The organism is Streptomyces aureoversilis, from assembly GCF_042657885.1.
Classification (GTDB): Bacteria; Actinomycetota; Actinomycetes; order Streptomycetales; family Streptomycetaceae; genus Streptomyces; species Streptomyces aureoversilis.
On the sequence record NZ_JBHSKJ010000013.1, the window covers coordinates 25,668 to 52,460 of the forward strand.

Consider the following 26,793-nt stretch of genomic DNA (forward strand, 5'->3'; position numbering starts at 1 on the left):
CAGCCGCCCTGACGCCCCCGTGGTTTCAGCCCGCTTCGGGCGCCCCGGCCTGCCTGATCGTGATCACCCTGTCCGCCAGCTGCAGCGTCTCCACCTCCGGGTCCGTGAAGTGCAGGAGGCGGTGCCCGCGGACCACCGCCACGACCAGGTCCTCGCAGTCGCGCGGCGAGTGGCCCGCCTCCCGCTTGGTGACCGGGCGTTCGGCCACGTCCAGGCCGTTCCCGTACGTCAGCAGGTCCTCCAGGACCGTGCCGACGTTCGGGCTCATCATCGACATGCCGAGCAGGCGGCCGGCCGAGCTGGAACTGGTCACGACCGTGTTCGCGCCGCTCTGCCGCAGCAGCGGCACGTTCTCGTCCTCCCGGACGGCGACGACGATCTTGGCCGACTTGTTCAGCTGCCGGGCCGTCAGGGTGACCAGCGCCGCCGTGTCGTCCCGCTGGGTGGTGATGACGATCTGCGAGGCCCGCGCCAGCTCCGCCCGCAGCAGGGTCTCGGAGCGCGTGGCGTCGCCCAGGACGCCGACCAGGCCCTCGGCCGCCGCGGCGTCGACGACCTTCTTCTGCGGGTCGACCACGACGATCTGGCTCTTGGGCTTGCCCTGGCCGAGCAGCGTCTCGACGGCGTGCCGGCCCTTGGTGCCGTAGCCGACGACGACGGTGTGCTCCCGCATCCGGTTCCTCCAACGGTGGATCTGCACCTGATGGCGCGTCCGCTCGGTCAACACTTCCAGGGTCGTTCCCACCAAAATGATCAGGAACAGCACGCGCAGCGGCGTGACCAACAAGATATTGGTGAGCCGCGCCGAGTCGCTGACCGGCGTGATGTCGCCGTAGCCCGTGGTCGACAGGGTCACGGTCGCGTAGTAGGCGGCGTCCAGGAGGTCGACCCCGCCGTCGGAGTTGTCGTGGTAGCCCACGCTGTCGGCGTAGACGATCAGCGTGGTGACGGCCAGCACCAGCAGGGCCATGACCAGCCGCTGCAGGACCTGCCGCAGCGGCGCCGCGACGCGCCGGGCGGGCATCACGATCGAGCGGCCCGCCTCGGCGTCGTCGTCGGCCTCGCCGCGGGTGCGGTTCCACAGGGTGCGGAACAGCGAGATCCGGTTCATCTTGCGCGTCACCATGGCCCCCATATTCCGTGATCTTCCCGGTGCCCCGGCGGTAGCCTCGCGACCATGTATGCGATCACCATTCCCGAGCCAGGCGGTCCCGAGGCCCTGGTGTGGACCGAAGTGCCCGATCCCGTACCCGGTGAGGGCGAGGTTCTGGTCGAGGTCGTGGCCAGTGCGGTCAACCGCGCCGACGTCGTCCAGCGGCAGGGTTTCTACGACCCGCCACCCGGCGCGTCCGCCTACCCCGGCCTGGAGTGCTCCGGCCGGATCGCGGCGCTCGGCCCCGGGGTCAGCGGCTGGGCGGTCGGCGACGAGGTGTGCGCGCTGCTTGCCGGCGGCGGGTACGCGCAGAAGGTCTGCGTCCCCGCGGGCCAGCTCCTGCCCGTCCCGGACGGCATGGACCTGGTCACGGCGGCCTGCCTGCCCGAGGTGACCGCGACCGTCTGGTCCAACGTGTTCATGGTGGCCCACCTGCGCCCCGGCGAGACCTTCCTCGTCCACGGCGGCGGCAGCGGCATCGGCACCATGGCCGTGCAGCTGGCCAAGGCCGTCGGCGCGCGCGTCGCCGTCACCGCGGGCAGCGGGGACAAGCTGGAGGCCTGCCGCGAGCTGGGGGCGGACATCCTCATCGACTACCGCGAGCAGGACTTCGTCGAGGAGCTGCACAAGGTCACCGGCGGTGTCGGCGCCGACGTCGTCCTCGACATCGTCGGGGCGAAGTACCTCGAGCGGAACGTGGAGGCCCTCGCCGTCAACGGCCGCCTGGTGATCATCGGTCTGCAGGGCGGCCGCAAGGCCGAGCTCGACCTCGCCGCCCTCCTCACCAAGCGCGCCGCGGTCATGGGGACCTCCCTGCGCGGCCGCCCGCTGGCCGAGAAGGCGGCGATCATCGCGGCCGTGCGGGAGCACGTGTGGCCGCTCATCGCCGGTGGACGGGTGCGGCCGGTCGTGGACCGCACGATGCCGATGGCGGAGGCCGCGGAGGCCCACCGCGTCATGGAGCAGAGCGCCCACGTGGGGAAGATCCTCCTCACGGTCTGAACCGATGCTCACGGTCCGAACCGATGGAACCGGCGGCTCCGGCCGGCCCGGCCCCCGGCCACCCTCCTGAGCCACCCACCGCGCCGCCCCGCCCACCCCGTGTGAGGGTGGGTGCGAGCGGCTCCGGCGGCGAGCGGAGGAGGCGACGTGGGCATGGGCGGCCGACTGCGGGCGGGCCTGCGGACCGGGTTCATAGCCGGGCCGGTGGTCGCGGCCACCGCGCTGGTCGTCGCCGTCGCACCGGGCCTGGAGCCCCCGGACCCGTCCCCCGGACGGCCTCCGCCGGGCCCGGCCGGCCCCGCGCCCGGCCCCACGCTCCGCCCCCCGCCCCCGTCGGGCTCCGGCGACGGCCGGCTCGCCGGGACGTCCGCCGGCGAGGGCCGCCTCCACCCCGGCCGCACGGCTCCGCCCTCGCCCTCCGGGATATCCGGTCCGTCCCGCCCGTCCGGCTCGCCCGGCGGATCACCGTCCGCAGGCCCCTCCGAGGCCCCCTCCGGCGAGACCGGTGAGGCGGCCGGCCCCGTGGAGGACGTGCCCGGGGAGGACGCCCCCGCCATCGGGCCCCCGGCGCCCGCCGACGAGGCGGACGGCGCCGCCGAGCAGCCGCAGGGCCCCTTCGGGCCGGTGACGCCCGACCCCGTCTCCACCCGCCCCGCCGCCGCCCGCAACGCCAGGAGCGCGGCCTACGGCGACCGCGTGCTGCGCGTGCTCCCCCTCGGCACGGGCCTCGCCCTCACCGGTCTCGGCCTCGGCTTCTTCGCCCTGCGCCTGAGGCGGCCGCGATAGGCCGCGGCCCCGGCGTCGCGGGGCGCCGATAAGGCGATGAGATGCCGTACGCGAAGCCGTGGAAATGACGAACTGCCCGGGAAGGCCGGGGAAAAAGGGGCGCACGGAGTGAAAAAGGGGCGCGCGTCGTGGGGCGTGGCACGGTGGATCAGGCGTGTACGGGGGCATCAACAGGGGGAAATCACATGTGCGAGAGAATGGCGGCATGGATATGCCGAGGAATGAACGGTCGCAGGAGAGCCCGCAGGTCCTGGTCGTAGGCCCGGACGGCATGGCTCTCGGCAGCGCCAGCCCCGGCGGCGGGGAGGGCGACGACGAGTCGCGCGAGGTCCCGGTGACGGAGATGGTCGAACAGCCTGCGAAGGTCATGCGCATCGGCAGCATGATCAAGCAACTGCTGGAGGAAGTGCGGGCCGCCCCTCTCGACGAGGCGAGCAGGGTCCGGCTCAAGGAGATCCACCGCAGCTCCGTCAAGGAGCTGGAGGACGGCCTGGCCCCCGAGCTGGTCGAGGAGCTGGAGCGCCTGTCGCTTCCGTTCACCGACGACACGGTGCCGACCGAGGCGGAACTGCGCATCGCGCAGGCTCAGTTGGTCGGCTGGCTGGAAGGCCTGTTCCACGGCATCCAGACCGCACTGTTCGCCCAGCAGATGGCGGCCCGCGCCCAGCTGGAGCAGATGCGCCGGGCGCTGCCGGCCGGTGTCCTCGGGGAGGACGACGGCGAGAGCCCGCAGCACGGCGGCGCGCGTTCGGGCCCCTACCTTTAAAGGCCCGGGCCTGAGCCCGAGTCTTCGAAGGCCTTTGAAGACCGAAACTGAATAAGCGTCATTCCGCTTGTGCGTGTGCCCGGTACGTCCACTCAAGACGTACCGGGCACACGCACACGCACCACACGCACACGCCCACGGGACCGGGGCCCGGAGGCCCCGCCCGGGCTGATCAGGAAGAGGCCGGGTCGCCCGTCGAGACGGTCAGCACGAACTGGTCCGACGGCGACTTCGGGTCGAACGGGTCGCCCGCGGCCGGCACCTGGTTGAGCACCGTGCCCTTGCCCCACGTGTTCTCGGGCGACACGTCGATGCGGTACTTCCAGCCGGCGGCCTGCAGGCACGACTTCACCGAGTCGATGTACATGTACCGGAAGTCGGGCGAGGACTTCTTCGACTTGTCGCTGTAGTACTCGTAGGCCTTGGTGCACTTGGACGGGTCGATGGTCTTGCTCTTGTCGCCCTCCTTGTGCTTGCTCTGCGAGCCGCCGGTGGTGCCGCCCGCCGTGGTCGTACCGCCGCCGCCGGTGCCGCCGCCACCGCCGGTGGTCGTGCCGCCGCCCGGGGTGACGGGCGCCTGGCTCTGCGTTCCGCCGGTGGTGCCGCCGGCGGTGCCCCCGGCCTCTTCCTTCTTCTCGCCGCTGCCGTTCAGCGCGATCGCCGCGATCACGCCGATGACCGCGAGGCCCGCGACGACCGCGGAGCCGATGATGACGGGCTTGTTGCTCTTGCCGCCGCCCGACGGCGACCCGGCGGAGGCCGACGGGCCGGAGGACGGGCTGATCGAGTAGGGCGGGGGCGTGCTGGGGCCCTGGGCGCCCTGGAAGGGCTGCACGGGCGTCGGGTAGCCCCCGGCGCCCTGGACGCCCTGCTGAGCGCCCGAGGAGGGCCCGTAGCCGCCGTTGTACGGCCCGGGGGCCGCAGGGGCCTGGTAGGGCGTCTGGACGCCCGCAGGGCCCGGTGCCGGGGTCTGCTGGTCGACGGGCGGGAAGACGGCCGAGCTGACGCCCGCGCCGCTGCGCGCCGGGGGGCCGCCCGCGATGATGATCGGCGAGGGCGCGGTCTGCGCCGTGCTCGTCACCCGCGCGCACTCGTCGCGCATGGACTCGGCGCTCGGGAAGCGCTCGTTCGGGTTCTTCTTCAGCGCCCGGGCGACCAGGGCGTCGACCGCCGGCGGGATGGAGCGGTTGATCGAGGAGGGAGCGACCGGCTCCTCCTGGACGTGCGCGTAGGCGATGGCCAGCGGGGAGTCCGCGTCGAACGGCAGCCGTCCGGTCAGCAGCTCGAAGAGCATGATGCCGACCGAGTACAGGTCCGAGCGGGCGTCGACGCCGCGCCCGAGCGCCTGCTCGGGGGAGAGGTACTGGGGGGTGCCGACGACCATGCCGGTCTGCGTCATCGACGTGACGCCGGACTGCATGGCGCGGGCGATGCCGAAGTCCATGACCTTGACCACGCCGCGCTTGGTCATCATCACGTTGCCGGGCTTGATGTCGCGGTGGACCAGGCCCATCTCGTGGCTGACCTCGAGCGCCGCCAGCACGTCGGCGGTGATCTTCAGCGCCTTCTCGGTCGGCATGGCGCCGTACTGGTGCACGTCGGCGTCGAGGACGGAGCGCAGCGGCTGGCCCTCGACGTACTCCATGACGATGTACGGCATGGTCGACCCGTCCAGGTCGTCCTCGCCCGTGTCGAACACCGAGACGATGTTGGTGTGTGTGAGCTTGGCGACGGCCTGGGCCTCGCGCCGGAACCGCTCGCGGAAGGACGCCTCGCGGCCCAGCTCCGTGTGGAGCGTCTTGATGGCCACCTGACGGTCCAGGACGGAGTCGTAGGCCAGGTGGACGGAGGCCATGCCGCCCTCGCCCAGCAGGTCGCGGAGCTGGTAGCGGCCGCCACCGACAGACCGGCCCGTGTAGCGGCCCTGTGCGCCGTCCTGGCTCATCGTTCTACTTCCCCCTTGGGCGCACTGCCTGGCATACGTTCCGGCATTCGGTTCGACATACGGTTTGGCATGTGATTCGGCTTATGGTCCGTCGGCCCGGCGATCCGTACGGTGATCCGTGCGGCCCCGTTCCGTCGGTTCTGTCGATATATCTCGGCCAAGTCTGCCCCAGGCCGCGGGCACGTCAAGCCGCGTGCCCGTTCCGTGACGGGATGCGAGACAAGACGTCACGAGATTTGCCTTGCCCAGGCCCGTGCAGGTTTGATAGCGCGTCCATCCCGGACCGGCGCGCGCCGTGGAACCTGTAGCGTGCCTTAGCGGAAGACCGTTTTCCCACCGCAGCGCCTTCCGCGCGACGCGGCCAGACACGACGGCGAGGACTGATGGCACAGACGCAGAGCGCCCAGGGTCCGTCCGACCCTGACGCCAACGAGGGCGGAATGCCCGATGTGCCGGAAATGTGGGGCAACGGGGGGCTCGTCGGGGACGGCCGCTACCGCCTCACGCACAGGCTGGGCCGCGGCGGCATGGCCGAGGTCTTCGCCGCCGAGGACGTGCGCCTGGGCCGCACGGTCGCGGTGAAGCTGCTCCGCGCCGACCTCGCCGAGGACCCGGTGTCCAAGGCCCGCTTCACCCGCGAGGCGCAGTCGGTCGCCGGCCTCAACCACCACGCGGTCGTCGCCGTTTACGACTCCGGCGAGGACACCGTCGGCCGCAACGTCGTGCCGTACATCGTCATGGAGCTGGTCGAAGGCCGCACCATCCGCGACCTGTTGCTCAACGCCGACGCCCCGCCGCCCGAGCAGGCGCTCATCATCGTCTCCGGCGTGCTGGAGGCCCTGGCCTACAGCCACCAGCACGGCATCGTGCACCGTGACATCAAGCCCGCCAACGTGATCATCACCAACAGCGGCGCGGTGAAGGTCATGGACTTCGGCATCGCCCGCGCCCTGCACGGCGCGGCCTCCACCATGACCCAGACCGGCATGGTCATGGGCACCCCGCAGTACCTCTCGCCCGAGCAGGCCCTCGGCAAGACCGTCGACGCCCGCTCGGACCTCTACGCCACCGGCTGCCTGCTCTACGAACTGCTGGCGCTGCGTCCGCCGTTCACCGGCGAGACCCCGCTCTCGGTCGTCTACCAGCACGTCCAGGACATGCCGGTGCCGCCGTCGCAGGTCCTCGGCAGCGTGCCGCCGGAGCTCGACGGCCTGGTCATGCGCTCCCTCGCCAAGGACCCGGACGACCGGTTCCAGAGCGCCGAGGAGATGCGCGGGCTGGTCCAGTACGCCCTGCAGATGCTGCACGACGCGGGCGCCCACTCCGGCGCCTGGGACACGGGCCCGATCGACCACGTGGGCGGTGCCACGCAGGTGATGGGCGCCGTCGGCGGCCCGCACACCACCGCCATGCAGCACCCGCAGCACGGCGGCGGCACCTCCCAGCAGCCGATACTGCCGCCCCGCCACGGCGACGACGGCGGTTTCGACGGCTACGGCGGCAACGGCGGCCGGGGCGGCGGCAAGGGCAGGATGCTGCTCGTCGCCGCCGTCGTGGCGATCGTGCTGGTGGCGGGCGCGGTGTACGCGCTGAAGTCGTTCCAGACGAGCGGCGGCGGCAAGACGGAGAGGAAGCCCGACAAGACCTCCGTCGGTCCGTCCACCCCCGGTCCCTCCGGCTCGCAGAGCCCCGACGCCCAGAAGTCCCACACCCCGGGCCACAACGGCACGACGGGCGACATGGGCCGTCAGCGCGATTCGGACAGCGAGGACGACACCACGGACACCGACGAGGGCACCGGCCGGCACAAGCCGTCGCACGGGACGTCCGCGCCGCCGTCCAGCGCCCCGCCCTCCACGGACCCGTCGACCCAGCCCGACCCGTCGACCAAGCCGTCCACCGGCGGCGGCGACAACAAGCCCGGCACCACCACGGGCCAGTCCGGCAGCACCGGTACCACCACGGGCACCACGACCGGGCAGTCCGGCACCGTCGGCACCACCGCCGGCCAGGGCGCCACGGGTACGACCCCGGGCACCTGACCCGGACGGCGAGAAGCGGCACGTACTTGAGGGCACCCGATGCGCATCGGGTGCCCTCGGTCGTGTGCGCGGGGAGGCGCCTTGCGGGGCCCCGCTCACTCCGTGAACGCGTCCCGCACCGCCTCGTACGACCGTGTCCACCAGACCGTCAGCGCCGCCGAGGCCGGGAAGCCGGGGTCCGCGCGGTGGTCGCCCAGCTGGTAGCGCCAGCGCAGCATCCAGAAGTCGTTCAGCCGCTCCCACCACACGCGGTGGACGGCCGCGCCCAGCTCGGCGGGGTCCGCGCCGCTCGCCCGCCGGTACGCGCGCGCGTACGGGCGTATCTTCGCGAGGTCCAGGGTGCCGTCGGGGCGCAGGAAGAAGATGACGGCCGCGCGGACGGCCTCCTCGGCGCGGGGCTGCACGCCGAGGCGGTCCCAGTCGACGATCGCGGCGGGTTCGCCGCCGCGGTAGAGCAGGTTGAGCGGGTGGAAGTCGCCGTGCACCCAGCCGGGGGCGGTGCCGTCGGCGGGGCGGCGGTGGGCGTGGCGCTCCAGCAGGGCGCGGCGCTCGATCAGCCGGTGCTCGGCGAGTTCGTCGAAGGAGTCGCGGGGCCGGCTGCCCCTGCCCCGGCGTACGAGCCCGAGAAGCTCCTCGATGAGGGCGTACGTGTCCTGGGGGTCCGCCGAGGCGTCTGCGGGCCGCCGGGCTCCTCCCAGGCCCTCACAGGCCCCTCCAGGGCCTTCCGCGGCCCCCGGTGGGCCGTCGGGGGGCTCCTCGCGGCAGACCTTGGCCAGGCAGGTGTGGACGTGGCCGAGCAGGGCGCCGAGCTTGCGCGACTGGGCGCGGGTCAGTTCGCCGCCGTCGCGGTGGCGGCCGTCGACCCACGGGTGGAGGGCGTAGCAGCGGCCGCCGAGGACGGTGACGGTCGTGCCGTCCGTGCGGGCCACGGGCGGGGCGACGGGCAGGCCGAGGGCGGCCAGGCGCAGGGTGACGCCGTGCTGGCGGGCGATGGCGGCCTGGTCGCCGTCGAGGTGGTGCTTGAGGAAGAAGTCGCCGCGGGTGGTGGTGAGGCGGTAGCCGCGGTTGAGGAGGCCCTCGGTCAGGGGGATGCAGGAGACGGGCTCGCCGGCCCGGTCGTAGCGGCGCAGCAGGGTGCGCAGGGTGCCGATGCCGGGTCCGATGTCGGGTTTGGCGGTGGGCGGGACATCGGTGACAAGTGAGCGTGGCACGTCCCAAATGTTAGATCACGCTGAGTGCGCGGCCTGTCGCGCGGGGACCCCTTCAAGGTGATGCAGGGTGATGAACTGCGGTTCGATGCACAGGTATTCGGGCCGGAAGGGTGCGGCGTCCGCGGTGCGGGGCGGCCGGCCGAAGCGCTCCAGGTCGTCCCCGGAAGGGATGAAGAGACGTGCCGTGCCGACGAATTGCACGGTCCACACCGCCTCGTCGCCCTCGCGGCGGTCGCTCAGGTTGTCGGCGCCGTAGGCGACGACGTTGCCGTCGCAGGCCTGGGCGTAGCCGAAGTCGCCGTGGAGGCGGAGCAGGACGCTCTCGCCGGAGACGACGTGGCGCGCGACGGTGACGAAGGGGAGTGCGCGCATGCTGACCGAAAGGCGGCCGTAGGGGGTGCGGCCGAGCAGTTCGAGGGCTCGGTATCGGTCGGGCGGCGCGGAGAGCATGGCACCACTGTGCACGCCCGTCCCACCCGCCTCCAGGGACACCCGCCCCTTTGGCGTGGGCCGTAGGTCCCGAATCACCGGTTCACCGTAGGTTCACCGCTTCTCGGCCTGCAGCCGGGCCACGTACGCCGCCGCCTGGGAGCGCCGCTCCATGCCGAGCTTGGACAGCAGGCTGGAGACGTAGTTCTTGATCGTCTTTTCGGCCAGGTGCAGGCGCTCGCCGATCAGGCGGTTGGTCAGGCCCTCGCCGATCAGGTCCAGGATCCGGCGCTCCTGGTCGGTCAGGCTCGCGAGCCGGTCGTCGCCCTTGGGGGCCTTGCCGTCGCGCAGCCGCTCCAGCACCCGCGCCGTCGCCACCGGGTCGAGCAGGGATTTCCCGGCCGCCACGTCCCGTACGGCGGTGAGCAGCTCATTGCCACGAATGGCTTTCAGTACGTAACCGGACGCGCCCGCCATGATCGCGTCGAAGAGCGCCTCGTCATCGGCGAACGAGGTGAGCATCAGGCATTTGATGTGCTCATCCTGCGAACGGATTTCCCGGCAGACTTCGACGCCGCTGCCATCCGGAAGGCGAACGTCCAGAACAGCGACGTCCGGCCGCGTGGCCGGAATGCGCACCAGTGCGTCGGCGGCCGTACCGGCCTCCCCGACGACCTCGATGTCGGCCTCGACGGAGAGCATCTCGTGCACCCCGCGCCGGACGACCTCATGGTCGTCGAGCAGAAATACCGTGATTTTTCCTTGTTCGGGCACAGGGCCAGTCTCACACACCGAGTCTTCCCCTGCTCTTGTCCTCCGGGATAACGTGCCGTCGTTCCGGCAGCCCGCACGGGCTGTGCTCACAAGGTCGTGACCAGGAGCGTCGCCCCGCTTTCTCGATTTACTTGGAAATCCAAGCAAAATTGCAGGTCAGGCGGGGTTTCGCAGGAATGCGGCCTTCTGGGTAACGTGCTTATTGCAGGCCTTTCGCCGGGGCGCCTGTCACGCCCGGTTCCGGCCTCGGCACACCCACCCCGTGTGCCGTCGGGGATCGAGCGAGCATTCTCCTGCCTCACGGCGGGGGAACCCCCTCTGGCCGCCGGCGACCCCGGGGGCCGGACAGACGGAGGAGCACACGTGACTGTGGACAGCACTGCCGCGCGCAAGCCGCGCCGCGGCGGCAGCAAGCGCGCCGGCGCCAAGACCGCCGCGGCGGCGGGCGCACCCGAGCTCGTACAGCTGCTGACGCCGGAGGGCGAGCGGGTCGAGCACCCCGACTACTCCATCGACCTGACCGCCGAGGAACTGCGTGGCCTGTACCGCGACATGGTGCTGACCCGCAGGTTCGACGCCGAGGCGACCACGCTGCAGCGCCAGGGCGAACTGGGCCTGTGGGCCTCCCTGCTGGGCCAGGAGGCCGCCCAGATCGGCTCCGGCCGGGCGACCCGCCCCGACGACTACGTCTTCCCGACCTACCGCGAGCACGGCGTTGCCTGGTGCCGCGGGGTCGACCCCACCAACCTGCTCGGCATGTTCCGCGGCGTGAACAACGGCGGCTGGGACCCGAACGAGAACAACTTCCACCTCTACACGATCGTCATCGGCTCGCAGGCGCTGCACGCGACCGGCTACGCCATGGGGATCACCAAGGACGGCGCCGACTCCGCCGTCATCGCCTACTTCGGCGACGGCGCCTCCAGCCAGGGCGACGTGGCCGAGGCGTTCACCTTCGCGGCCGTCTACAACGCCCCGGTCGTGTTCTTCTGCCAGAACAACCAGTGGGCCATCTCCGAGCCCACCGAGAAGCAGACCCGCGTCCCGCTCTACCAGCGCGCGCAGGGCTACGGCTTCCCCGGCGTCCGCGTCGACGGCAACGACGTCCTCGCCTGCCTCGCCGTCACCAAGGCCGCCCTCGACCGGGCCCGCACCGGCCAGGGCCCGATGCTGATCGAGGCCTTCACGTACCGCATGGGCGCCCACACCACCTCCGACGACCCGACGCGCTACCGGCGCGACGAGGAGCGCGAGCTGTGGGAGGCCAAGGACCCGATCGCGCGCCTGCGCGCGTACCTGGAGCGCGAGGGCCACGCCGACGAGGCCTTCTTCGCCGCCCTGGAGACCGAGTCCGACGAGCTCGCCAAGCACGTGCGCGACCGCGTCCGCACCATGCCGGACCCCGACGACATGGCGATCTTCGACAACATCTACGCCGACGGCCACGCCCTCGTCGACGAGGAGCGGGCCCAGTTCGCCGCCTACCAGGCTTCGTTCGCCGAGGAGAGCCACTGATGACCGCCCAGAAGCTCTCCATCGTCAAGGCGATCAACGCCTCGCTGCGCACCGCGCTGGAGAACGACCCCAAGGTCCTCGTCATGGGCGAGGACGTCGGCAAGCTCGGCGGCGTCTTCCGCGTCACCGACGGCCTGCAGAAGGACTTCGGCGAGGACCGGGTCATCGACACCCCGCTCGCCGAGTCCGGCATCGTGGGCACCGCGATCGGCCTGGCCCTGCGCGGCTACCGCCCCGTCGTCGAGATCCAGTTCGACGGGTTCGTCTTCCCGGCGTACGACCAGATCGTCACCCAGCTGGCCAAGATGCACGCCCGCGCGCTCGGCAAGATCAAGCTGCCGGTCGTCATCCGCATCCCCTACGGCGGCGCCATCGGTGCCGTCGAGCACCACAGCGAGTCGCCCGAGACGCTGTTCGCCCACGTCGCGGGCCTGAAGGTGGTCTCCCCGTCGAACGCCTCGGACGCCTACTGGATGCTCCAGCAGGCCATCCAGAGCGACGACCCGGTGATCTACTTCGAGCCCAAGCGCCGCTACCACGACAAGTCCGAGCTCGACACGGAGGCCATCCCGGCCCCCCTGCACGCCGCCCGCGTCGCCCGCCCGGGCACGGACCTCACCCTCGCCGCCTACGGGCCGATGGTGAAGACCTGTCTGGAGGCCGCGGCCGCGGCCGAGGAGGAGGGCAAGTCCCTGGAGGTCCTGGACCTGCGCTCGATGTCGCCCATCGACTTCGACGCGATCCAGGCGTCCGTGGAGCGCACCCGCCGCCTGGTCATCGTCCACGAGGCCCCGGTCTTCCTGGGCACCGGTGCGGAGATCGCCGCCCGGATCACGGAGCGCTGCTTCTACCACCTGGAGGCACCGGTCCTGCGGGTCGGCGGATATCACGCGCCCTACCCGCCGTCCCGGCTCGAGGACGAGTACCTTCCGGGTCTGGACCGGGTGCTCGACGCCGTCGACCGCGCGCTGGCGTACTGAGGGGTTTGAGGAGAGTCGTGACCATGACTGCAAGGACCGCGAACGACCAGCGCTTCCGCGAGTTCAAGATGCCCGACGTGGGCGAGGGGCTCACCGAGGCCGAGATCCTCAAGTGGTACGTGGCCGCCGGCGACACCGTCGCCGACGGGCAGGTGGTGTGCGAGGTCGAGACGGCCAAGGCCGCCGTGGAGCTGCCGATCCCGTTCGACGGGGTCGTGCACGAACTGCGGTTCCCCGAGGGGACGACGGTCGACGTCGGCCAGGTGATCATCTCGGTGGACACCCAGCCCGGCGCGGGTCCTGCTCCGGCCGCGCCGGAGCAGGCCGCGGCTCCGGCCGCGCCCGCCGCCGAGCCCGAGGAGCCGCAGGGGCGGCAGGCCGTGCTCGTCGGCTACGGGGCGGCGCCGTCGTCCACGAAGCGGCGCGCTCGTAAGCAGGCCGTTCCGGCCCAGCCGGTGGCCGCCGCCATACAGGCGGAGCTCAACGGGAGCGCCGCCGCGGCCCCCGCCCCGGCTCCGGCGGCGGAGAAGCCCGCCCCCGCCGCACCGGCCGGCGCCCGTCCCCTCGCCAAGCCCCCCGTGCGCAAGCTCGCCAAGGACCTCGGGGTCGATCTCGCCTCCGTCGTGCCGTCCGGTGCCGACGGCATCGTGACCCGCGAGGACGTCCACGCCGCCGCCTCGGCCGCGACTGCCCCGGTCGCGGAGGAGCCGGCGGCCGTCGCGGGGGTGCCCGCGGCCGTGCCGGACCTCGCCGCGCGCGAGACGCGGATCCCGGTCAAGGGCGTGCGCAAGGCCACCGCCCAGGCGATGGTCGCGAGCGCCTTCACCGCGCCGCATGTCACGGAGTTCGTCACCGTCGACGTGACCCGCACCATGAAGCTCGTGCAGAAGCTCAAGGACGACCCCGACATGGCGGGTCTGCGGGTCAACCCGCTGCTGCTCGTCGCGAAGGCGTTCCTCGTCGCGATCAAGCGGAACCCGGACGTGAACGCGTCGTGGGACGAGGCCAACCAGGAGATCGTCCGCAAGGACTACGTGAACCTGGGCATCGCGGCGGCCACGCCGCGCGGGCTGATCGTGCCGAACATCAAGGACGCGGGCGTCAAGACGCTCCCCGAGCTGTCCACGGCGCTGTCCGAGCTGGTGGCGACCGCCCGCGAGGGGAGGACGAGCCCGGCGGCCATGTCCGGCGGCACGGTCACGATCACCAACGTGGGCGTCTTCGGCGTCGACACCGGCACGCCCATCCTCAACCCGGGCGAGTCGGCGATCCTGGCCGTCGGTGCGATCAAGCTGCAGCCGTGGGTGCACAAGGGCAAGGTCAAGCCGCGCCAGGTGACGACGCTGGCGCTCTCCTTCGACCACCGCCTGGTGGACGGGGAGCTGGGTTCGAAGGTGCTGGCCGACACGGCCGCCGTGCTCGAGAATCCGCAGCGGCTGATCACCTGGGGATAACACCGCCCCCGGGACGGCGCACCGGGCAATGGTCCCGGTGCAATGGCCCGGTGCAATAACCATTAGTTGAATCAGAAACGACAAAAGGCCCGGACGCCCCCCTCCTCACCCCCCTCCAGCGAGGAGAGAGAACGGCGTCCGGGCCTCTGCCGTCATGCGGAGCGGCCTCGGGAATCCCATCCAGGTCAGCGGCTGGAATAGCCCGTGCGGCGCAATTTACTTAAGATTGACCAACACTTGCAGTGTCGGAATTGGAGGACGCGTGGACGGCGCCGACCACGTGGACGGGGAATCCATCAGCCGTCTTCTCCGCGCCTGGCGGGCGCGCGTGGACGCACGTACCGTCCCCGAGCTGCGCGGTGTCCTCCCGCGCCCCGGCCGCCGTCTCTCCCAGGCCCACGTGGCCCGGCTCACCGGAGTGAGCGAAGGCTGGTACCGCGCGCTGGAGGCCGGCCGCCGTCAGGACTTCTCCGAGAATTTCCTGCTCCGGGTCGCCCGCGCACTGCGGCTGAGCGAGGCCGAGACGCTCACGCTCTTTCTCGCCGTCTGCGGCCGCCGCCCGCCCGGCGGACTCACTCGCGAACCGGGCGGTTCGGGTGATCTGCCGCACGGCGTCAAAGCCCTGCTGGAACAGCAGGTGTCCTATCCCGCCTATCTCTCCGATGTGGCCTGGAATATCGTCGCGGCGAATTCCCTCATGGGCGAGTGGTTTCCCTGGGTGCGCCGGCCCGGCGCCAATCTCATGCGCTGGGCGCTGCTCGACCCCGAGGCCCGCGAGCAGATGCTCGACTGGGAGGACGCCTGCGCCCGCACCTACCTCGCCATGCTGCGCGTCGCCGCCAACAGCAACCCCGGCAACGCCGAACTGCGCACGCTCGTGCGGGACATCCTCGACGCGGACGCCGACTGCCGGCGCATCTGGTCCGAGGAGCACGATGTCGTCGAGCACCGCGACGGCGACGTCTTCCGGCTGCAACTGCCGTTCCACGGTGGACGGGAGGTGCGGGTGACCAGTCATGTCCTGTTGCCGATACAGCGTCCTGACCTGAGGTTCGTCTTCATCACGCCCGCGGACGGCTGGACGGCGCCGTAAGAACGGCCGGGCGGGACCACGGGGACGGCTGGACGGGACCGTAAGCCGGGACGCCCCTTGTCCGGATCGCGGACCCCCTCTTTCTGCGTATATATGTTGTATCTAAGCTGTGCTCATGCCAACCGCTCCGCCCGTGCCGCTCCAGCGGACCAAGCAGCCCCCCGCCGCCGAACGCGTCTACGCGCACGTCAAGGAAGCCGTCCTGCACCGCCGTTACGAAGGCGGCACGCTGCTCACCGAGGGAGACCTGGCCGAGGCCACCGGGGTCTCGCGGACCCCCGTGCGCGAGGCGCTGCTGCGCCTGGAGGCCGAGGGCCTGATCAAGCTCTACCCGAAGAAGGGCGCCCTGGTCCTGCCCGTCTCCGCCCAGGAGATCGCGGACGTGGTCGAGACCCGGCTGCTGGTGGAGAAGTACGCGGCGGCCAAGGCCGTCCCCGCCTCCCCGCTGCTCATCGCCCGCCTGGAGGAACTCCTCGACGACATGGCCCGCCAGGCCGCCGCCGGCGACCTGGCCGCGGTCTCCGTCAGCGACCGCGCCTTCCACGCCGAGATCGTGCGCAGCGCCGGCAACCAGATCCTCTCCCGGCTCTACGACCAGCTGCGCGACCGGCAGCTGCGGATGGGCGTGGCCGTGATGCACGCCCACCCCGACCGCATCGCCAAGAACCACAGCGAGCACACCGAGATCCTCGAGGCCCTGCGCGCCGGTGACGCCGAGGGCGCCGTCGCCGTCATCGACCAGCACGTCAGCTGGGTGCGCAACCTGGCCCGGGGCGAGATCCGATGAACGAGCGGGGGGACCACCGATGAGTCAGGGGGCCGCAGCGCTGCCCGGCGACCCACCCGGCGGACGGCGCGCGGTCGCCGTCTGGGGGATCGGCGTCGGGGTGTACTTCGTCGCGATCATCTTCCGCACCAGCCTCGGCGTGGCGGGGATCGACGCCGCCGAGCGCTTCCACATCAACGCCTCCGCGCTGTCCACCTTCTCCATACTCCAGCTGCTCGTCTACGCGGGCATGCAGATACCCGTCGGCCTGCTGGTCGACCGGCTGGGCACCAAGAAGGTGCTGGCCCTCGGCGCCGTGCTGTTCACCGCCGGGCAGTTCGCCTTCGCGCTCTCCCACTCCTACGGGACGGCCCTGGCCAGCCGGGCCCTGCTCGGCTGCGGCGACGCGATGACGTTCATCAGCGTGCTGCGCCTGGGCGCCCGCTGGTTCCCCGCCCGCCGCGGCCCGCTGATCGCGCAGGTCGCGGCGCTCTTCGGCATGGCGGGCAACCTCGTTTCCACGATGCTCCTGGCCCGGCTGCTGCACGCGGCCGGCTGGACCGCCACCTTCGGTGGCAGCGCGGCCGCTGGCGTGCTCGCCCTCGTCCTGATGCTGCTGTTCCTGAAGGACCACCCGGAGGGCCACGAGCCGCCCGCGACCGCGTCCGCCGGCGGCAAGGGTTTCGTTCGCCGGCAGATCGTCCGGACGTGGCGCGAGCCCGGCACCCGGCTCGGCATGTGGGTGCACTTCACGACGCAGTTCCCCGCGATGGTCTTCCTGCTGCTGTGGGGCATGCCCTTCCTCGTCGAGGCGGAGGGCCTGTCCCGGGAGACCGCGGGGCTGCTGCTGACCCTGGTCGTGCTCTCCAACATGGCCGTGGGCCTGGTCTACGGGCAGATCATCGCCCGCCACCACGCGGCCCGGCTGCCGCTCGCGCTCGGCACGGTCGCCGCGACCGCGCTGGTGTGGGCGGCGGTGGCCGGCTGGCCCGGCGCGCACGCGCCCATGTGGCTGCTGGTGACCGAGTGCCTCGTGCTCGGCGCGTGCGGCCCCGCCTCGATGATCGGCTTCGACTTCGCCCGCCCCGCCAACCCGCCCGAGCGCCAGGGCACCGCCTCCGGCATCGTCAACATGGGCGGCTTCATCGCCTCGATGACGACGCTCCTGGCCGTGGGCGTGCTGCTCGACGCGACCGGCGACGACTACCGGGTCGCCTTCGCCTCCGTCTTCGTCCTGGAGGCGCTGGGGCTGTCGCAGATCCTGCGGCTGCGCACCCGGGCGCAGCAGCGCGAGCGCGAGCGGATCGTGGCGTCGAGAGTGGAGACGGTGCACGTACCGGCGTGAGCGGGCGGCCGCTGTCCGCCTAGGGAGTGATCGCGAACTCGCGGAGGACGGCCTCCGCGAGCTCCGCGTCACCCTCCACCTTGATCCGCCCCGCCGCCGCCTCCGGATGCACCCGGCCGCACGCCAGCCGGGCGTACGTCTCCCAGTCCATCCCGAACGTGACTGTCGGGCCCAGCGACACACTGCTGTCGATCTTCCCCCGGCCCTGCGCGTCGACGCGCACGGTCCGCAGGAACTCCAGCGGGCCGTGCACGTCGAAGACGACCGCGGATCCGGGCGGCGCGCCCGCGTCCTTGGCCACGACCTTCGGCAGGGCGCCCAGCAGGAAGTCACGGCAGATGACGGCCGCGGGCGAGTCGAGGTTGCCGGGCGCGCCGAGGGCGCGCCGCAGGTCCTGCTCGTGCGTCCATACGTCGAAGGCCCGTACCACCAGGGCCCGTTCGAGGGGCTGTTCGTTGCCGGAGCCGAGCGGCCAGCGGATCGCCGTCTGCGGCCCGCGCGATTCGTTGCGCAGCTGCCGGGAGCGGCGGATGACGACGAGCTCCAGCTCGGAGGTCATCTCCAGGGCCGTGTGGCAGCGCCGCACGTCGACCTGCACCTCGTTGTAGCGGGAGAACTCGTCGGTGACGTGGAAGAGGTCGCGCGGCAGCGTGTGCATCGGCCGCGGCTCGCCCAGCATCTCGGTCTCCACGCCGATGACGTGCGAGACGACGTCGCGCACCGACCAGCCCGGGCACTCGGTGGCCCGGTTCCAGTCGCTCTCGGCCAGCGGTTTGACCAGGTCGTTGATGGCTTCGATGGAGTGGGTCCAGGCGTCGATGGCCGGCTGAAGATTCGGGTGGACGGTCACGTGATCCCTCGGGCGTGCTGGGCAGCGGGTGCGGGGCAAGTGCTGTCTGGGTGCTCTGCAGTTAAGTTACGCTGCGCACGGGCGACCCGGCAGAGGTTTCGTGTGCTGAGAGTGGTGGGTACCGTGCGCGCTTCCCTGATTCAGATAAACGTCGATCCGCAGGAGCCGGCCGCCGAGCGGCGCGCCCGCGCCGCCGCGCTCGTGCACGAGCAGGCCGGCAGCGATCTCGTCGTCCTGCCGGAGCTGTGGCACGTGGGGGCGTTCGCCTTCGAGTCGTTCGCGGACGCAGCGGAACCGTTGGACGGCCCAACGGCCCGCGCGATGTCCGCCGCGGCGCGCGACACGGGGGTCTGGCTGCACGCCGGTTCCATCGTCGAGGAGGCCCCCGGCGGGGCGCTGTGCAACACCTCCCTCGTCTTCTCGCCCTCCGGCGAACTCGTCCGCACGTACCGGAAGATCCACCGCTTCGGCTTCGACAAGGGCGAGGCCGTCCTGATGACCGCCGGCACCGAGCCCGTCACCCTCCCCCTCCCGGACACCACGCTCGGCCTGGCCACCTGCTACGACCTGCGCTTCCCCGAGCTGTTCCGGGCCCTGGTCGACGCCGGGGCGCAGACCTTCGTCGTCCCGGCCGGCTGGCCCGCCAAGCGCCGCGACCACTGGACGCTGCTGGCCCGCGCCCGGGCGGTCGAGAACCTGTCCTACGTCCTCGCCTGCGGCACGGCGGGCACCCACGCGGGCGTCGAGCAGGCCGGCCACAGCGTCGTCTTCGACCCCTGGGGCGAGGCCGTCGCGGAGGCGGGCCCCGGGGAGGAGGTCCTCACCGTGGACCTCGACCCGGTGAGGGTCGCGAAGGTCCGCGAGGAGTTCCCGGCGCTGAAGGACCGGGTGCTCGGGCGCTGACGCCCGTGGACGTGCGGTACGGGGCCGCAACTCCGGGCCGTTCGTGAACGGCCCGTGTCATTCCCCGGACGCGGGAATGGCCGCGGCGGCCGATGCTGTTGGATGGGTGTATGGCCCCACGAGCACGCGTCCGCGCCCCCGAACTGATCGGCAAGGGCGGCTGGCTGAACACCGGCAACACCGACCTCTCCCTCGCCGACCTGCGAGGACGCATCGTCATCCTCGACTTCTGGACGTTCTGCTGCGTGAACTGCCTGCACGTCCTGGACGAGCTGCGCGAGCTGGAGGAGAAGCACCGCGACACCGTGGTGATCATCGGTGTGCACTCGCCGAAGTTCGTGCACGAGGCCGAGCACCAGGCCGTCGTCGACGCCGTCGAGCGCTACGAGGTCCACCACCCCGTCCTCGACGACCCCGAGCTGGCCACGTGGAAGCAGTACGCCGTGCGCGCCTGGCCCACGCTCGTCGTGATCGACCCCGAGGGCTACGTCGTCGCCCAGCACGCGGGCGAGGGCCACGCGCACGCCCTGGAGAAGCTCGTCGAGGAGCTGGAGACCGAGCACGCGGCCAAGGGGACGCTGCGCCGCGGCGACGGCCCGTACGTCGCCCCCGAGCCTGTCGCCACCGACCTGCGCTTCCCCGGCAAGGCCGTCGTGCTGCCCGGCGGCGGCTTCCTCGTCTCCGACTCCACGCGCCACCAGCTGGTCGAGCTGGCCGCCGACGGCGAGACGGTCGTCCGCCGCATCGGCAGCGGCGAGCGCGGCTTCGGTGCCGGCTCCTTCAGCGAGCCGCAGGGCCTCGCGCTCCTGCCGGGCGCCGGTCCCGAAGGAGGCAAGGTCGTCGTCGCCGACACCGTCAACCACGCCCTGCGGACGTACGACCTGCAGACGGGCGCCGTCGAGACCATCGCCGGCACCGGGCGCCAGTGGATGCAGGGACAGCCCACCTCCGGCCCCGCACACGAGGTCTCCCTCTCCTCCCCCTGGGACGTCGCCTGGTTCGCCGACCGGCTGTGGATCGCCATGGCCGGCGTGCACCAGCTGTGGACGTACGACCCGCGGACCGGCACGGTCGAGGTGGCGGCCGGCACGACCAACGAGGGGCTCGTCGACGGGCCCGCGCACGAGGCATGGTTCGCCCAGCCGTCCGGGCTCGCCGCGGCCGGGGACCGCCTGTGGGTCGCCGACTCCGAGACGTCCGCGCTGCGGTACGTCGAGCGCGACGGGGACGGCTTCGCCGTCCGTACGGCCGTCGGCACCGGTCTCTTCGACTTCGGCCACCGCGACGGGGACGCCGCACAGGCGCTCTTCCAGCACCCCCTCGGCGTCACCGCCCTGCCCGACGGCTCCGTGGCCGTCTCCGACACCTACAACCACGCCCTGCGCCGCTACGACCCGGCGACCGGCGAGGTCACCACCCTCGCGACCGACCTGCGGGAGCCCTCCGCCGCGGTCCTCGCCGGCGACGAAATCGTCGTCGTCGAGTCCGCCCGGCACCGGCTCACCCGGCTGCGCCTGCCCGAGGAGGCCGTACGGGTCGAGTCCGTGGCCCACCGCACGCAGCGCGCCGCCACGGACGTCGCCCCCGGGCGGCTGCGGCTGGACGTCGTCTTCCAGGCCCCGGCCGGCCAGAAGCTCGACACGCGCTACGGCCCCTCCACGCGCCTGCTCGTCAGCTCCACCCCGCCGGAGCTCCTCGCGGAGGGCTCGGGCCAGGGCACGGACCTCGGCCGGGACCTGGTGCTGGGGGAGACCGTGACGGAAGGCGTGCTGCACGTCTCCGCGATGGCGGCGTCCTGCGACGACGACCCGGAGAACGAGTACCCGGCGTGCCACATGCACCAGCAGGACTGGGGCGTCCCGGTGCGGATCACCGAGGGCGGCGCGGACCGGCTGCCGCTGGTGCTGGCGGGCCTGGACGGCTGACGGCGGCTGTCTTCTTTACAAGAGGATCACCTTTGCAGCAGGTGCGGATCACCGCGTGAAGCGGTGGTCCTCCTCGACCTCGACCACGTGCGCGCCCGGGCGCGGCGGCTGCGTCTGACGGCGTTTGTAGATGCTCACGTACGCGCACGTGCCGATGATCCCCACCGCCATCAGGATCAGCCCCACCAAGGGGAGGTTCATCCCGTCGACGTGCCAGTCCACCGCGAAGGTGAGGATCGCCCCGATCCCGATCAGACCGATGCACCATCCCATGCCCATGGCTGAAGCCTCCGAATCGATTGGCCGTTCCGGTGCCGGCACGCATGCGCCTACCCCGCACCGGAACGGCCAATCGGCCGGAGCCCTCAGCCCTTGAGCGCGGCGGCCTCGCCGTCCACCCAGTACGTGGCGCGGGCCTGGTCGTCGACGTGCAGCGAACCGCCCGGCAGGGCCGGCGCCGCCGGGTCGCCCGGCAGCGGGTCGCCGCCCGCCGTCTGGAAGGTCACCGACAGCTTCTTGACGTCGCGTCCGGGACCGCCCGAACCGTCCGCCGCAGTGGGCGTGACCCCCGCGTACGCCGCCTTCCCGGGCGCGACCTTCACCGGCGCCTTCGGCTTGGACTCCTCCCCGACGCCCGCCGTCGCCTGGTCCTGGTCGAAGCGCAGGAACGGGAAGCCGTAGGCGGTGCAGGGCTTTCCGCCGGTGTTCGTCGCCACCAGCAGGAGACGGCCGCCCGGCGCCTTGCGGGCCTCGACCGTCAGGTCGCCGGGGCCGCAGGCGTCGCCCTTGTCCTGGGGCTTGTCGTCGTCCTGGGGCTTGTCGTCGTCCGGGGCGGGCGTCCCGGCGGCGCGGAACGGGCTCGTCGCCGGCTTGTCGTCGTCCTTGCCACCGTCGCCGCCGCAGGCCGTGAGGCCGAGGGCGGCGGTGACGGTGAGCGCTGCGCCCGCGAGGCGCAGCGCACGTCCGTGCCGCACGGCCTCAGCCTTCGAGGAAGGAGGTGAGCGCCGCGGCCAGCAGGAACGGGTCGTCCGCGCCGCACAGCTCCCGCGCCGAGTGCATGGACAGGCAGGCCACGCCGATGTCGACGGTGGCGATGCCGTGCCGGGCCGCGGTGATGGGACCGATGGTGGTGCCGCACGGCATGGAGTTGTTGGAGACGAAGTGCTGCCAGGGCACGCCCGCGCGCTCGCAGGCGGCGGCGAAGACGGCCCGGCCGCTGCCGTCCGTGGCGTAGCGCTGGTTGACGTTCACCTTCAGGATCGGGCCGCCGTTGGGCACCGGGTGGTGGCCGGGCTCGTGGCGCTCGGAGTAGTTGGGGTGGACGGCGTGGCCGGTGTCGGAGGAGAGGCAGATCGTGCCGGCGAAGGCGCGGGCCTTGTCCTCGTACGTCCCGCCACGTGCGAAGACGGATCGTTCCAGCACGTTTCCGAGCAGCGGGCCCTCGGCGCCGGTGTCGGACTGGCTGCCGTTCTCCTCGTGGTCGAAGGCGGCCAGCACCGGGATGCAGGGCAGCCCCTCGGAGCCGACGGCGGCGATCAGCGCGGCCGTACCGGCGTGCACGGACAGCAGGTTGTCCATGCGCGGGCCGGCGAGGAGCTCCTGGTCGCGGCCGAGGTAGGCCGGCGGCTCGACGCTGTGGACCATCAGGTCCCAGCCGGTGACGTCCTCGGCGGCCAGTCCCGCTTCCTGCGCGACGAAGCGGATCAGGTCCCCCTCGCGCGGCTCGCCCAGGCCCCAGACCGGGGTCATGTGGCGCTGCTTGTCGAGCTTGAGGCCATCCTGGTTGACGCCGCGGTCGAGGTGGATGGCGAGCTGCGGTACGCGCAGCAGCGGCCGGTCCACGTTGACGAGCCGGTGGCTTCCGTCCCGCAGGGAGACCCGGCCGGAGAGCCCGAGGTCGCGGTCCAGCCAGGTGTTGAGCAGCGTGCCGCCGTAGAGCTCGACGGCGACCTGGCGCCAGCCCGCCGCACCGGTGTCCGGCAGCGGCTTCACGCGCAGGTTGGGGGAGTCGGTGTGCGCACCGACGATCCGGAAGGGGGTGGCGGGCGTCGCGCCCTCCGGGACGTACCAGGCGATGATCGCGCCACCGCGCGTCACGTACTTGCCGCCGGTCGTGCCGTCCCACGCGTCGGTCTCTGCGACCTGACGGAAGCCCGCCTTCTCCAGCCGCTCCGCGGTGTTGGCCACCGCGTGGTACGGGGAGGGACTGGCGGCGAGGAAGGACATCAGGTCGTCGGTGTGGCCGCGGTCGAAGCGGTGCGCAGAGCTCATGCGCCCAGAATAAGGATCAGGGCAAGAGCCGGGCGCTGGTTTACGCCCGGGCTCTTGCCCCATCGTTCACACGGGTCTCAACAGCCCTTTTCCGCCAGACCTGTCAGATCCATCGGACCTGTCAGATCCGTCGGACCTGTCGGATCCGTCGGATCAGAACGCGGCCTCGTCCAGCTCCATGAGGGAGTTGTCGACGGCCTCGGCGAGCGCGCGCTCGACGGAGACGCGCGGCAGGACGTCGGTCGTGAAGAACTTCGCCGCCGCGATCTTGCCGGTGTAGAACGCCTTGTCCTTGGCGGAGGCGCCGTCGAGCTTCTCGGCGGCCACGGCCGCGCCCTTGAGCAGCAGGTAGGCGACGACGACGTCACCGGAGGCCAGCAGCAGGCGGGTGGTGTTCAGGCCGACCTTGTAGATGTTCTTGACGTCCTCGCCGGTGGCGGTGAGGTCGGTGATCATCTTGCCGACGATCGCCTCCAGGTCCACCGCGGCCTTGGCGAGCGCACCGCGGGCGCCGGCCAGGTCCTCGCCGCCGGCCTCGGTGGCCAGGAACTTCTTGATCTCCTCGGAGAGGGTGTTCAGGGCCTGACCCTGGTCACGGACGATCTTCCGGAAGAAGAAGTCCTGGCCCTGGATCGCCGTGGTGCCCTCGTAGAGGGTGTCGATCTTCGCGTCGCGGATGTACTGCTCGATCGGGTACTCCTGCAGGTACCCGGAGCCGCCGAAGGTCTGCAGCGACTGGGCGAGCTGCTCGTAGGACTTCTCGGAGCCGTAGCCCTTGACGATCGGCAGGAGCAGGTCGTTGAGGCCGTGCAGCGCCTTGGAGTCCTCGCCCGCGGCCTCCTTGACCATGATCTCGTCCTGGACGGAGGCGGTGTAGAGCACGAGGGCGCGCATGCCCTCCGCGTACGCCTTCTGCGTCATCAGCGAGCGGCGCACGTCGGGGTGGTGCGTGATGGTGACCTTGGGCGCGGTCTTGTCCATGAAGTTGGCCAGGTCCGGGCCCTGCACGCGCTCCTTGGCGTACTCCAGCGCGTTGAGGTAGCCGGTGGAGAGGGTGGCGATGGCCTTCGTGCCGACCATCATCCGGGCGAACTCGATGATCATGAACATCTGGCGGATGCCGTCGTGCTTCTCGCCGATGAGCCAGCCCTTGGCGGGGTGCTTGTCGCCGAAGGTCATCTCGCAGGTGTTGGACGCCTTCAGGCCCATCTTGTGCTCGACGTTGGTGGCGTAGACGCCGTTGCGCTCGCCCAGCTCACCGGTCTCGAAGTCGAACTCGTACTTCGGCACGAGGAAGAGGGACAGGCCCTTGGTGCCCGGGCCTGCGCCCTCGGGGCGGGCGAGGACGTAGTGGAGGATGTTCTCCGCCATGTCGTGCTCACCCGAGGTGATGAAGCGCTTCACGCCCTCGATGTGCCAGGAGCCGTCCTCCTGCTGCACAGCCTTGGTGCGGCCGGCGCCCACGTCCGAGCCGGCGTCGGGCTCGGTCAGCACCATGGTGGAGCCCCACTGCTTCTCCACGGCGATCTTCGCAATGTGCTTCTGCTGCTCGGTGCCCTCGTCGAAGAGGATGCCGGCGAAGGCCGGGCCCGAGGAGTACATCCAGATGGCCGGGTTGGAACCCAGGATGGACTCGGCGTAGGCCCAGATCAGCGAGCGCGGGGCGGTGGTGCCGCCGATCTCCTCCGGGATGCCAAGGCGCCACCACTCGGCGTCCATGTACGCCTGGTAGCTCTTCTTGAAGGTGTCCGGAATCGGGGCGGTGTTGGTCTCGGGGTCGAAGACCGGGGGGTTGCGGTCGGTGTCCGCGAAGGAGTCGGCCAGCTCGTTCTCCGAGAGGCGCGTGATCTCCGACAGGATGTCCTTGGCGGTCTCGACGTCCATCTCCGCGAACGGGCCGGAGCCGTACAGCTTGTCGCGGCCGAGGACCTCGAAGAGGTTGAACTCGATGTCGCGGAGATTCGACTTGTAGTGGCCCATGACAACGGCTCCGTAGTGACTGGGAGGACGAACCCTCAAATACGTACCGGGCAGTAATCTGCATGATGCTACCCACCGGTAATAAGACGCAACCCCTGTTCGACCGACTGTGACCCTTTACGCTTTGGGCCATGTACGGCTACGACCAGAACGCGGGCACGCAGGGCTACGCGCCGCCGCCACCGCCGCCGCAGCAACCCGGCGGTCCCGGTGTCTACGGCGAACAGCCGCTCTACCCGGAGCCGTCCCCTCCGTCGCTCGCCGACGCGGTGCGGGCCTTCACCACGGGGTCGATGTCCGCGGAGGACTTCCAGACCGTCTTCTCCACGTCGAAGGTCTACTGCCCGCGCGGCGACAACCCGGGCTTCCTCGCGCTCCACAACACCCAGCAGCCGGTGATCCCGATGTTCACCTCGCTGAAGGAGCTGCGGCGGTACGCGGGCAAGGAGTCGAAGTACTTCGTCATCACGGGCGCGGAGGTGATCGACCTCCTGCCGACGGGCTACGGCTTCGTGCTGGACATCGAGGGCGACCACCGGATGGTGTTCGACGCGAAGGCGGTCGAGCAGATGGTGGACTTCACGATGCGGAGGCTTTACGGCTGACGCCGGCGGGGCGCCGGCTCCCGGCCGGGGCTCCGGGCTCAGCCCTTGCCCGTCGCCCGCCGGTAGAGGGACTCGGCCTCGTCGCCGAAGTACGAGCTGTACGACGTCTCCTCGTCGCCGCCCTCCTCGTGACCGCCCACGACCCCGTTGATCGTGCCCAGCCCGGTCGCGGGGTCGACGTCTGTCAGGAACGGGCCGCCGCTGGTGCCGTTGGGCATGCCCGCGCAGTCGAAGCGGAGCTGGGTGGGGCTGTGGGCCTGTGTGCGGTTCTGGCAGGAGACCGGGCGCTCCTCGCCCACGGGGTAGCCGATCACCCGCGCCGGGCGGTCCGCCGGCGGCCGGAAGCGTATGCGCTCCGCGCCCGTGACCTGCTCGATCGGCTTGCCGTCCCCGTCCGGCCGGCGCACCCGCAGGAACGCCACGTCGTGGTCCGGGTCGCGGTCGGCCGCCCACTCCGGGGCGATGTCCACCGACGTCGGCACCCACACGCCGTACGGGGCGACGCCGTCGCGGTAGCCCGGCACGAAGGCGATGTCGGTGCGGAAGCCGTCCAGGTAGACGCAGTGCGCGGCGGTGACGATCAGGTCGCCCGCGGGGCTGTGGACGACGCTCGCGCTGCAGCCGTGCCCGGGCTCGCCCTGGCCCGTGTAGAACAGCGGCCCGACGGCGGGGGAGGCCGGGGCCTCCGTGGCGCGCAGGGGCTCGGAGGCGGGGAGCGGGTCGGTCCTGCCGCTGCCCGCGGGCTTGAGCGGGGCCGTGTTCCTCTCGGTGCGGACGGCCGAACGCATCGCCTCCGCGGTCTCGTCGCCTTGCGCCTTCGGCTGGGCGAAGTGGCCTGAGGCGTCGCCGTCGGCCACCGGGGAGTCCGTCGCGAGGCCGTGGTTCGCCACGACGACGCCGAGTCCGGCCAGCGCCACGACCGCGGCGACGAAGGCGGTGACGGCGGCCGGGCGGGGGCCGGTGGCGTTCTGGCGCATTGATCCAGTGTCCATGACCGG

General features: G+C 71.7%; 24 protein-coding genes. 13 read left to right on the forward strand and 11 right to left on the reverse strand.

Annotated elements, in window-relative coordinates:
* Nucleotides 1–25 precede the first annotated feature (25 nt).
* Nucleotides 26–1,126, reverse strand: coding sequence for a potassium channel family protein (locus ACFPP6_RS22500; protein ID WP_382045243.1), 1,101 nt, complete (start codon nt 1,124–1,126; stop codon nt 26–28).
* A 51-nt stretch (nt 1,127–1,177) separates the two neighbouring features.
* On the opposite strand from ACFPP6_RS22500, the gene ACFPP6_RS22505 reads away from it, so the two are divergent.
* The 3 genes from ACFPP6_RS22505 to ACFPP6_RS22515 all read left to right on the forward strand — a co-directional run bounded on the left by ACFPP6_RS22505 (nt 1,178) and on the right by ACFPP6_RS22515 (nt 3,707).
* A complete protein-coding gene (locus tag ACFPP6_RS22505) occupies nt 1,178–2,155 on the forward strand; it encodes an NAD(P)H-quinone oxidoreductase (RefSeq protein WP_382045246.1) in 978 nt (325 codons plus the stop codon).
* A 153-nt stretch (nt 2,156–2,308) separates the two neighbouring features.
* Complete coding sequence (locus ACFPP6_RS22510; RefSeq protein WP_382045249.1) at nt 2,309–2,941, forward strand: hypothetical protein; 633 nt, start codon at nt 2,309–2,311, stop codon at nt 2,939–2,941.
* 205 nt (nt 2,942–3,146) lie between these two features.
* Nucleotides 3,147–3,707: a bacterial proteasome activator family protein gene (locus tag ACFPP6_RS22515; RefSeq protein ID WP_058047408.1), complete on the forward strand. Its 561-nt coding sequence runs from the start codon at nt 3,147–3,149 to the stop codon at nt 3,705–3,707.
* 172 nt (nt 3,708–3,879) lie between these two features.
* Here the strand turns inward: ACFPP6_RS22515 and ACFPP6_RS22520 are convergent, their stop codons facing one another.
* Nucleotides 3,880–5,652 carry a protein kinase domain-containing protein gene (locus ACFPP6_RS22520; RefSeq protein WP_382045252.1) on the reverse strand — a complete coding sequence of 591 codons (1,773 nt, stop codon included), beginning with the start codon at nt 5,650–5,652 and terminating at the stop codon, nt 3,880–3,882.
* A gap of 383 nt (nt 5,653–6,035) precedes the next feature.
* On the opposite strand from ACFPP6_RS22520, the gene ACFPP6_RS22525 reads away from it, so the two are divergent.
* Nucleotides 6,036–7,694 carry a protein kinase domain-containing protein gene (locus ACFPP6_RS22525; RefSeq protein ID WP_382045255.1) on the forward strand — a complete coding sequence of 553 codons (1,659 nt, stop codon included), beginning with the start codon at nt 6,036–6,038 and terminating at the stop codon, nt 7,692–7,694.
* Between the two features lie 95 nt (nt 7,695–7,789).
* On the opposite strand, the gene ACFPP6_RS22530 is transcribed toward ACFPP6_RS22525, so the two are convergent.
* From ACFPP6_RS22530 to ACFPP6_RS22540, 3 genes are all read right to left on the reverse strand, one after another.
* Nucleotides 7,790–8,905 carry a phosphotransferase gene (locus ACFPP6_RS22530; protein ID WP_382045257.1) on the reverse strand — a complete coding sequence of 372 codons (1,116 nt, stop codon included), beginning with the start codon at nt 8,903–8,905 and terminating at the stop codon, nt 7,790–7,792.
* Between the two features lie 15 nt (nt 8,906–8,920).
* Complete coding sequence (locus tag ACFPP6_RS22535) at nt 8,921–9,355, reverse strand: pyridoxamine 5'-phosphate oxidase family protein (protein ID WP_382045260.1); 435 nt, start codon at nt 9,353–9,355, stop codon at nt 8,921–8,923.
* 93 nt (nt 9,356–9,448) lie between these two features.
* The gene (locus ACFPP6_RS22540; RefSeq protein WP_382045262.1) at nt 9,449–10,108 is read right to left on the reverse strand and encodes a response regulator; all 660 of its coding nucleotides are present in this window, start codon (nt 10,106–10,108) and stop codon (nt 9,449–9,451) included.
* 363 nt (nt 10,109–10,471) lie between these two features.
* Between ACFPP6_RS22540 and pdhA the strand changes: the two genes are divergently transcribed.
* The 6 genes from pdhA to ACFPP6_RS22570 all read left to right on the forward strand — a co-directional run bounded on the left by pdhA (nt 10,472) and on the right by ACFPP6_RS22570 (nt 17,261).
* Nucleotides 10,472–11,623, forward strand: a complete 1,152-nt coding sequence (gene pdhA, locus ACFPP6_RS22545) for a pyruvate dehydrogenase (acetyl-transferring) E1 component subunit alpha (RefSeq protein ID WP_058047413.1) — start codon at nt 10,472–10,474, stop codon at nt 11,621–11,623.
* Nucleotides 11,623–12,603 (forward strand): alpha-ketoacid dehydrogenase subunit beta, encoded by a 981-nt coding sequence (locus ACFPP6_RS22550; RefSeq protein WP_382045264.1) that lies wholly within the window; start codon nt 11,623–11,625, stop codon nt 12,601–12,603. Before pdhA ends, ACFPP6_RS22550 begins: the two co-directional genes overlap by 1 nt.
* A 23-nt stretch (nt 12,604–12,626) precedes the next feature.
* Nucleotides 12,627–14,057, forward strand: coding sequence for a dihydrolipoamide acetyltransferase family protein (locus ACFPP6_RS22555; protein WP_382045265.1), 1,431 nt, complete (start codon nt 12,627–12,629; stop codon nt 14,055–14,057).
* 262 nt (nt 14,058–14,319) lie between these two features.
* Nucleotides 14,320–15,150 carry a helix-turn-helix transcriptional regulator gene (locus ACFPP6_RS22560; protein ID WP_382045268.1) on the forward strand — a complete coding sequence of 277 codons (831 nt, stop codon included), beginning with the start codon at nt 14,320–14,322 and terminating at the stop codon, nt 15,148–15,150.
* Nucleotides 15,151–15,265: 115 nt separating this feature from the next.
* Entirely contained in the window at nt 15,266–15,937 is a 672-nt protein-coding gene (locus ACFPP6_RS22565; RefSeq protein ID WP_382045269.1) for a GntR family transcriptional regulator, read from the forward strand.
* A 19-nt stretch (nt 15,938–15,956) separates the two neighbouring features.
* Nucleotides 15,957–17,261, forward strand: coding sequence for an MFS transporter (locus ACFPP6_RS22570; RefSeq protein ID WP_382045272.1), 1,305 nt, complete (start codon nt 15,957–15,959; stop codon nt 17,259–17,261).
* Between the two features lie 19 nt (nt 17,262–17,280).
* On the opposite strand, the gene ACFPP6_RS22575 is transcribed toward ACFPP6_RS22570, so the two are convergent.
* Complete coding sequence (locus tag ACFPP6_RS22575; RefSeq protein WP_382045275.1) at nt 17,281–18,111, reverse strand: maleylpyruvate isomerase family mycothiol-dependent enzyme; 831 nt, start codon at nt 18,109–18,111, stop codon at nt 17,281–17,283.
* Between the two features lie 123 nt (nt 18,112–18,234).
* On the opposite strand from ACFPP6_RS22575, the gene ACFPP6_RS22580 reads away from it, so the two are divergent.
* Nucleotides 18,235–19,014: a carbon-nitrogen family hydrolase gene (locus tag ACFPP6_RS22580; protein WP_382045278.1), complete on the forward strand. Its 780-nt coding sequence runs from the start codon at nt 18,235–18,237 to the stop codon at nt 19,012–19,014.
* Nucleotides 19,015–19,124: 110 nt separating this feature from the next.
* Entirely contained in the window at nt 19,125–20,939 is a 1,815-nt protein-coding gene (locus tag ACFPP6_RS22585) for an NHL domain-containing thioredoxin family protein (protein WP_382045280.1), read from the forward strand.
* 48 nt (nt 20,940–20,987) lie between these two features.
* On the opposite strand, the gene ACFPP6_RS22590 is transcribed toward ACFPP6_RS22585, so the two are convergent.
* The 4 genes from ACFPP6_RS22590 to ACFPP6_RS22605 form a co-directional block, all read right to left on the reverse strand.
* The gene (locus ACFPP6_RS22590) at nt 20,988–21,218 is read right to left on the reverse strand and encodes a DUF6458 family protein (RefSeq protein ID WP_382045283.1); all 231 of its coding nucleotides are present in this window, start codon (nt 21,216–21,218) and stop codon (nt 20,988–20,990) included.
* A gap of 86 nt (nt 21,219–21,304) precedes the next feature.
* A complete protein-coding gene (locus tag ACFPP6_RS22595) occupies nt 21,305–21,913 on the reverse strand; it encodes a DUF4232 domain-containing protein (protein WP_382045285.1) in 609 nt (202 codons plus the stop codon).
* Between the two features lie 4 nt (nt 21,914–21,917).
* Nucleotides 21,918–23,210 (reverse strand): M18 family aminopeptidase, encoded by a 1,293-nt coding sequence (locus ACFPP6_RS22600; RefSeq protein WP_382045287.1) that lies wholly within the window; start codon nt 23,208–23,210, stop codon nt 21,918–21,920.
* A 153-nt stretch (nt 23,211–23,363) separates the two neighbouring features.
* Nucleotides 23,364–25,190 (reverse strand): acyl-CoA dehydrogenase, encoded by a 1,827-nt coding sequence (locus ACFPP6_RS22605; protein WP_382045290.1) that lies wholly within the window; start codon nt 25,188–25,190, stop codon nt 23,364–23,366.
* 131 nt (nt 25,191–25,321) lie between these two features.
* Here ACFPP6_RS22605 and ACFPP6_RS22610 point away from each other — a divergent pair, with 131 nt between their 5' ends.
* Entirely contained in the window at nt 25,322–25,795 is a 474-nt protein-coding gene (locus tag ACFPP6_RS22610) for an SseB family protein (RefSeq protein ID WP_058047424.1), read from the forward strand.
* A gap of 38 nt (nt 25,796–25,833) precedes the next feature.
* On the opposite strand, the gene ACFPP6_RS22615 is transcribed toward ACFPP6_RS22610, so the two are convergent.
* Complete coding sequence (locus tag ACFPP6_RS22615; protein WP_382045294.1) at nt 25,834–26,772, reverse strand: trypsin-like serine peptidase; 939 nt, start codon at nt 26,770–26,772, stop codon at nt 25,834–25,836.
* Nucleotides 26,773–26,793 lie beyond the last annotated feature (21 nt).

What these genes read in the sequence shown, in the direction of transcription:
- ACFPP6_RS22515 (WP_058047408.1), top strand. Translation starts at nt 3,147, where the DNA reads ATGGATATGCCGAGGAATGAACGGTCGCAGGAGAGCCCGCAGGTCCTG.
- ACFPP6_RS22535 (WP_382045260.1), bottom strand. Translation starts at nt 9,355, where the DNA reads ATGCTCTCCGCGCCGCCCGACCGATACCGAGCCCTCGAACTGCTCGGC.
- ACFPP6_RS22610 (WP_058047424.1), top strand. Translation starts at nt 25,322, where the DNA reads ATGTACGGCTACGACCAGAACGCGGGCACGCAGGGCTACGCGCCGCCG.
- ACFPP6_RS22615 (WP_382045294.1), bottom strand. Translation starts at nt 26,772, where the DNA reads ATGCGCCAGAACGCCACCGGCCCCCGCCCGGCCGCCGTCACCGCCTTC.
- ACFPP6_RS22555 (WP_382045265.1), top strand. Translation starts at nt 12,627, where the DNA reads ATGACTGCAAGGACCGCGAACGACCAGCGCTTCCGCGAGTTCAAGATG.
- ACFPP6_RS22525 (WP_382045255.1), top strand. Translation starts at nt 6,036, where the DNA reads ATGGCACAGACGCAGAGCGCCCAGGGTCCGTCCGACCCTGACGCCAAC.
- ACFPP6_RS22590 (WP_382045283.1), bottom strand. Translation starts at nt 21,218, where the DNA reads ATGGGCATGGGATGGTGCATCGGTCTGATCGGGATCGGGGCGATCCTC.
- ACFPP6_RS22520 (WP_382045252.1), bottom strand. Translation starts at nt 5,652, where the DNA reads ATGAGCCAGGACGGCGCACAGGGCCGCTACACGGGCCGGTCTGTCGGT.
- ACFPP6_RS22505 (WP_382045246.1), top strand. Translation starts at nt 1,178, where the DNA reads ATGTATGCGATCACCATTCCCGAGCCAGGCGGTCCCGAGGCCCTGGTG.
- ACFPP6_RS22500 (WP_382045243.1), bottom strand. Translation starts at nt 1,126, where the DNA reads ATGGTGACGCGCAAGATGAACCGGATCTCGCTGTTCCGCACCCTGTGG.
- ACFPP6_RS22565 (WP_382045269.1), top strand. Translation starts at nt 15,266, where the DNA reads ATGCCAACCGCTCCGCCCGTGCCGCTCCAGCGGACCAAGCAGCCCCCC.
- ACFPP6_RS22605 (WP_382045290.1), bottom strand. Translation starts at nt 25,190, where the DNA reads ATGGGCCACTACAAGTCGAATCTCCGCGACATCGAGTTCAACCTCTTC.
- ACFPP6_RS22600 (WP_382045287.1), bottom strand. Translation starts at nt 23,210, where the DNA reads ATGAGCTCTGCGCACCGCTTCGACCGCGGCCACACCGACGACCTGATG.
- ACFPP6_RS22585 (WP_382045280.1), top strand. Translation starts at nt 19,125, where the DNA reads ATGGCCCCACGAGCACGCGTCCGCGCCCCCGAACTGATCGGCAAGGGC.
- ACFPP6_RS22570 (WP_382045272.1), top strand. Translation starts at nt 15,957, where the DNA reads ATGAGTCAGGGGGCCGCAGCGCTGCCCGGCGACCCACCCGGCGGACGG.
- ACFPP6_RS22510 (WP_382045249.1), top strand. Translation starts at nt 2,309, where the DNA reads ATGGGCGGCCGACTGCGGGCGGGCCTGCGGACCGGGTTCATAGCCGGG.
- ACFPP6_RS22550 (WP_382045264.1), top strand. Translation starts at nt 11,623, where the DNA reads ATGACCGCCCAGAAGCTCTCCATCGTCAAGGCGATCAACGCCTCGCTG.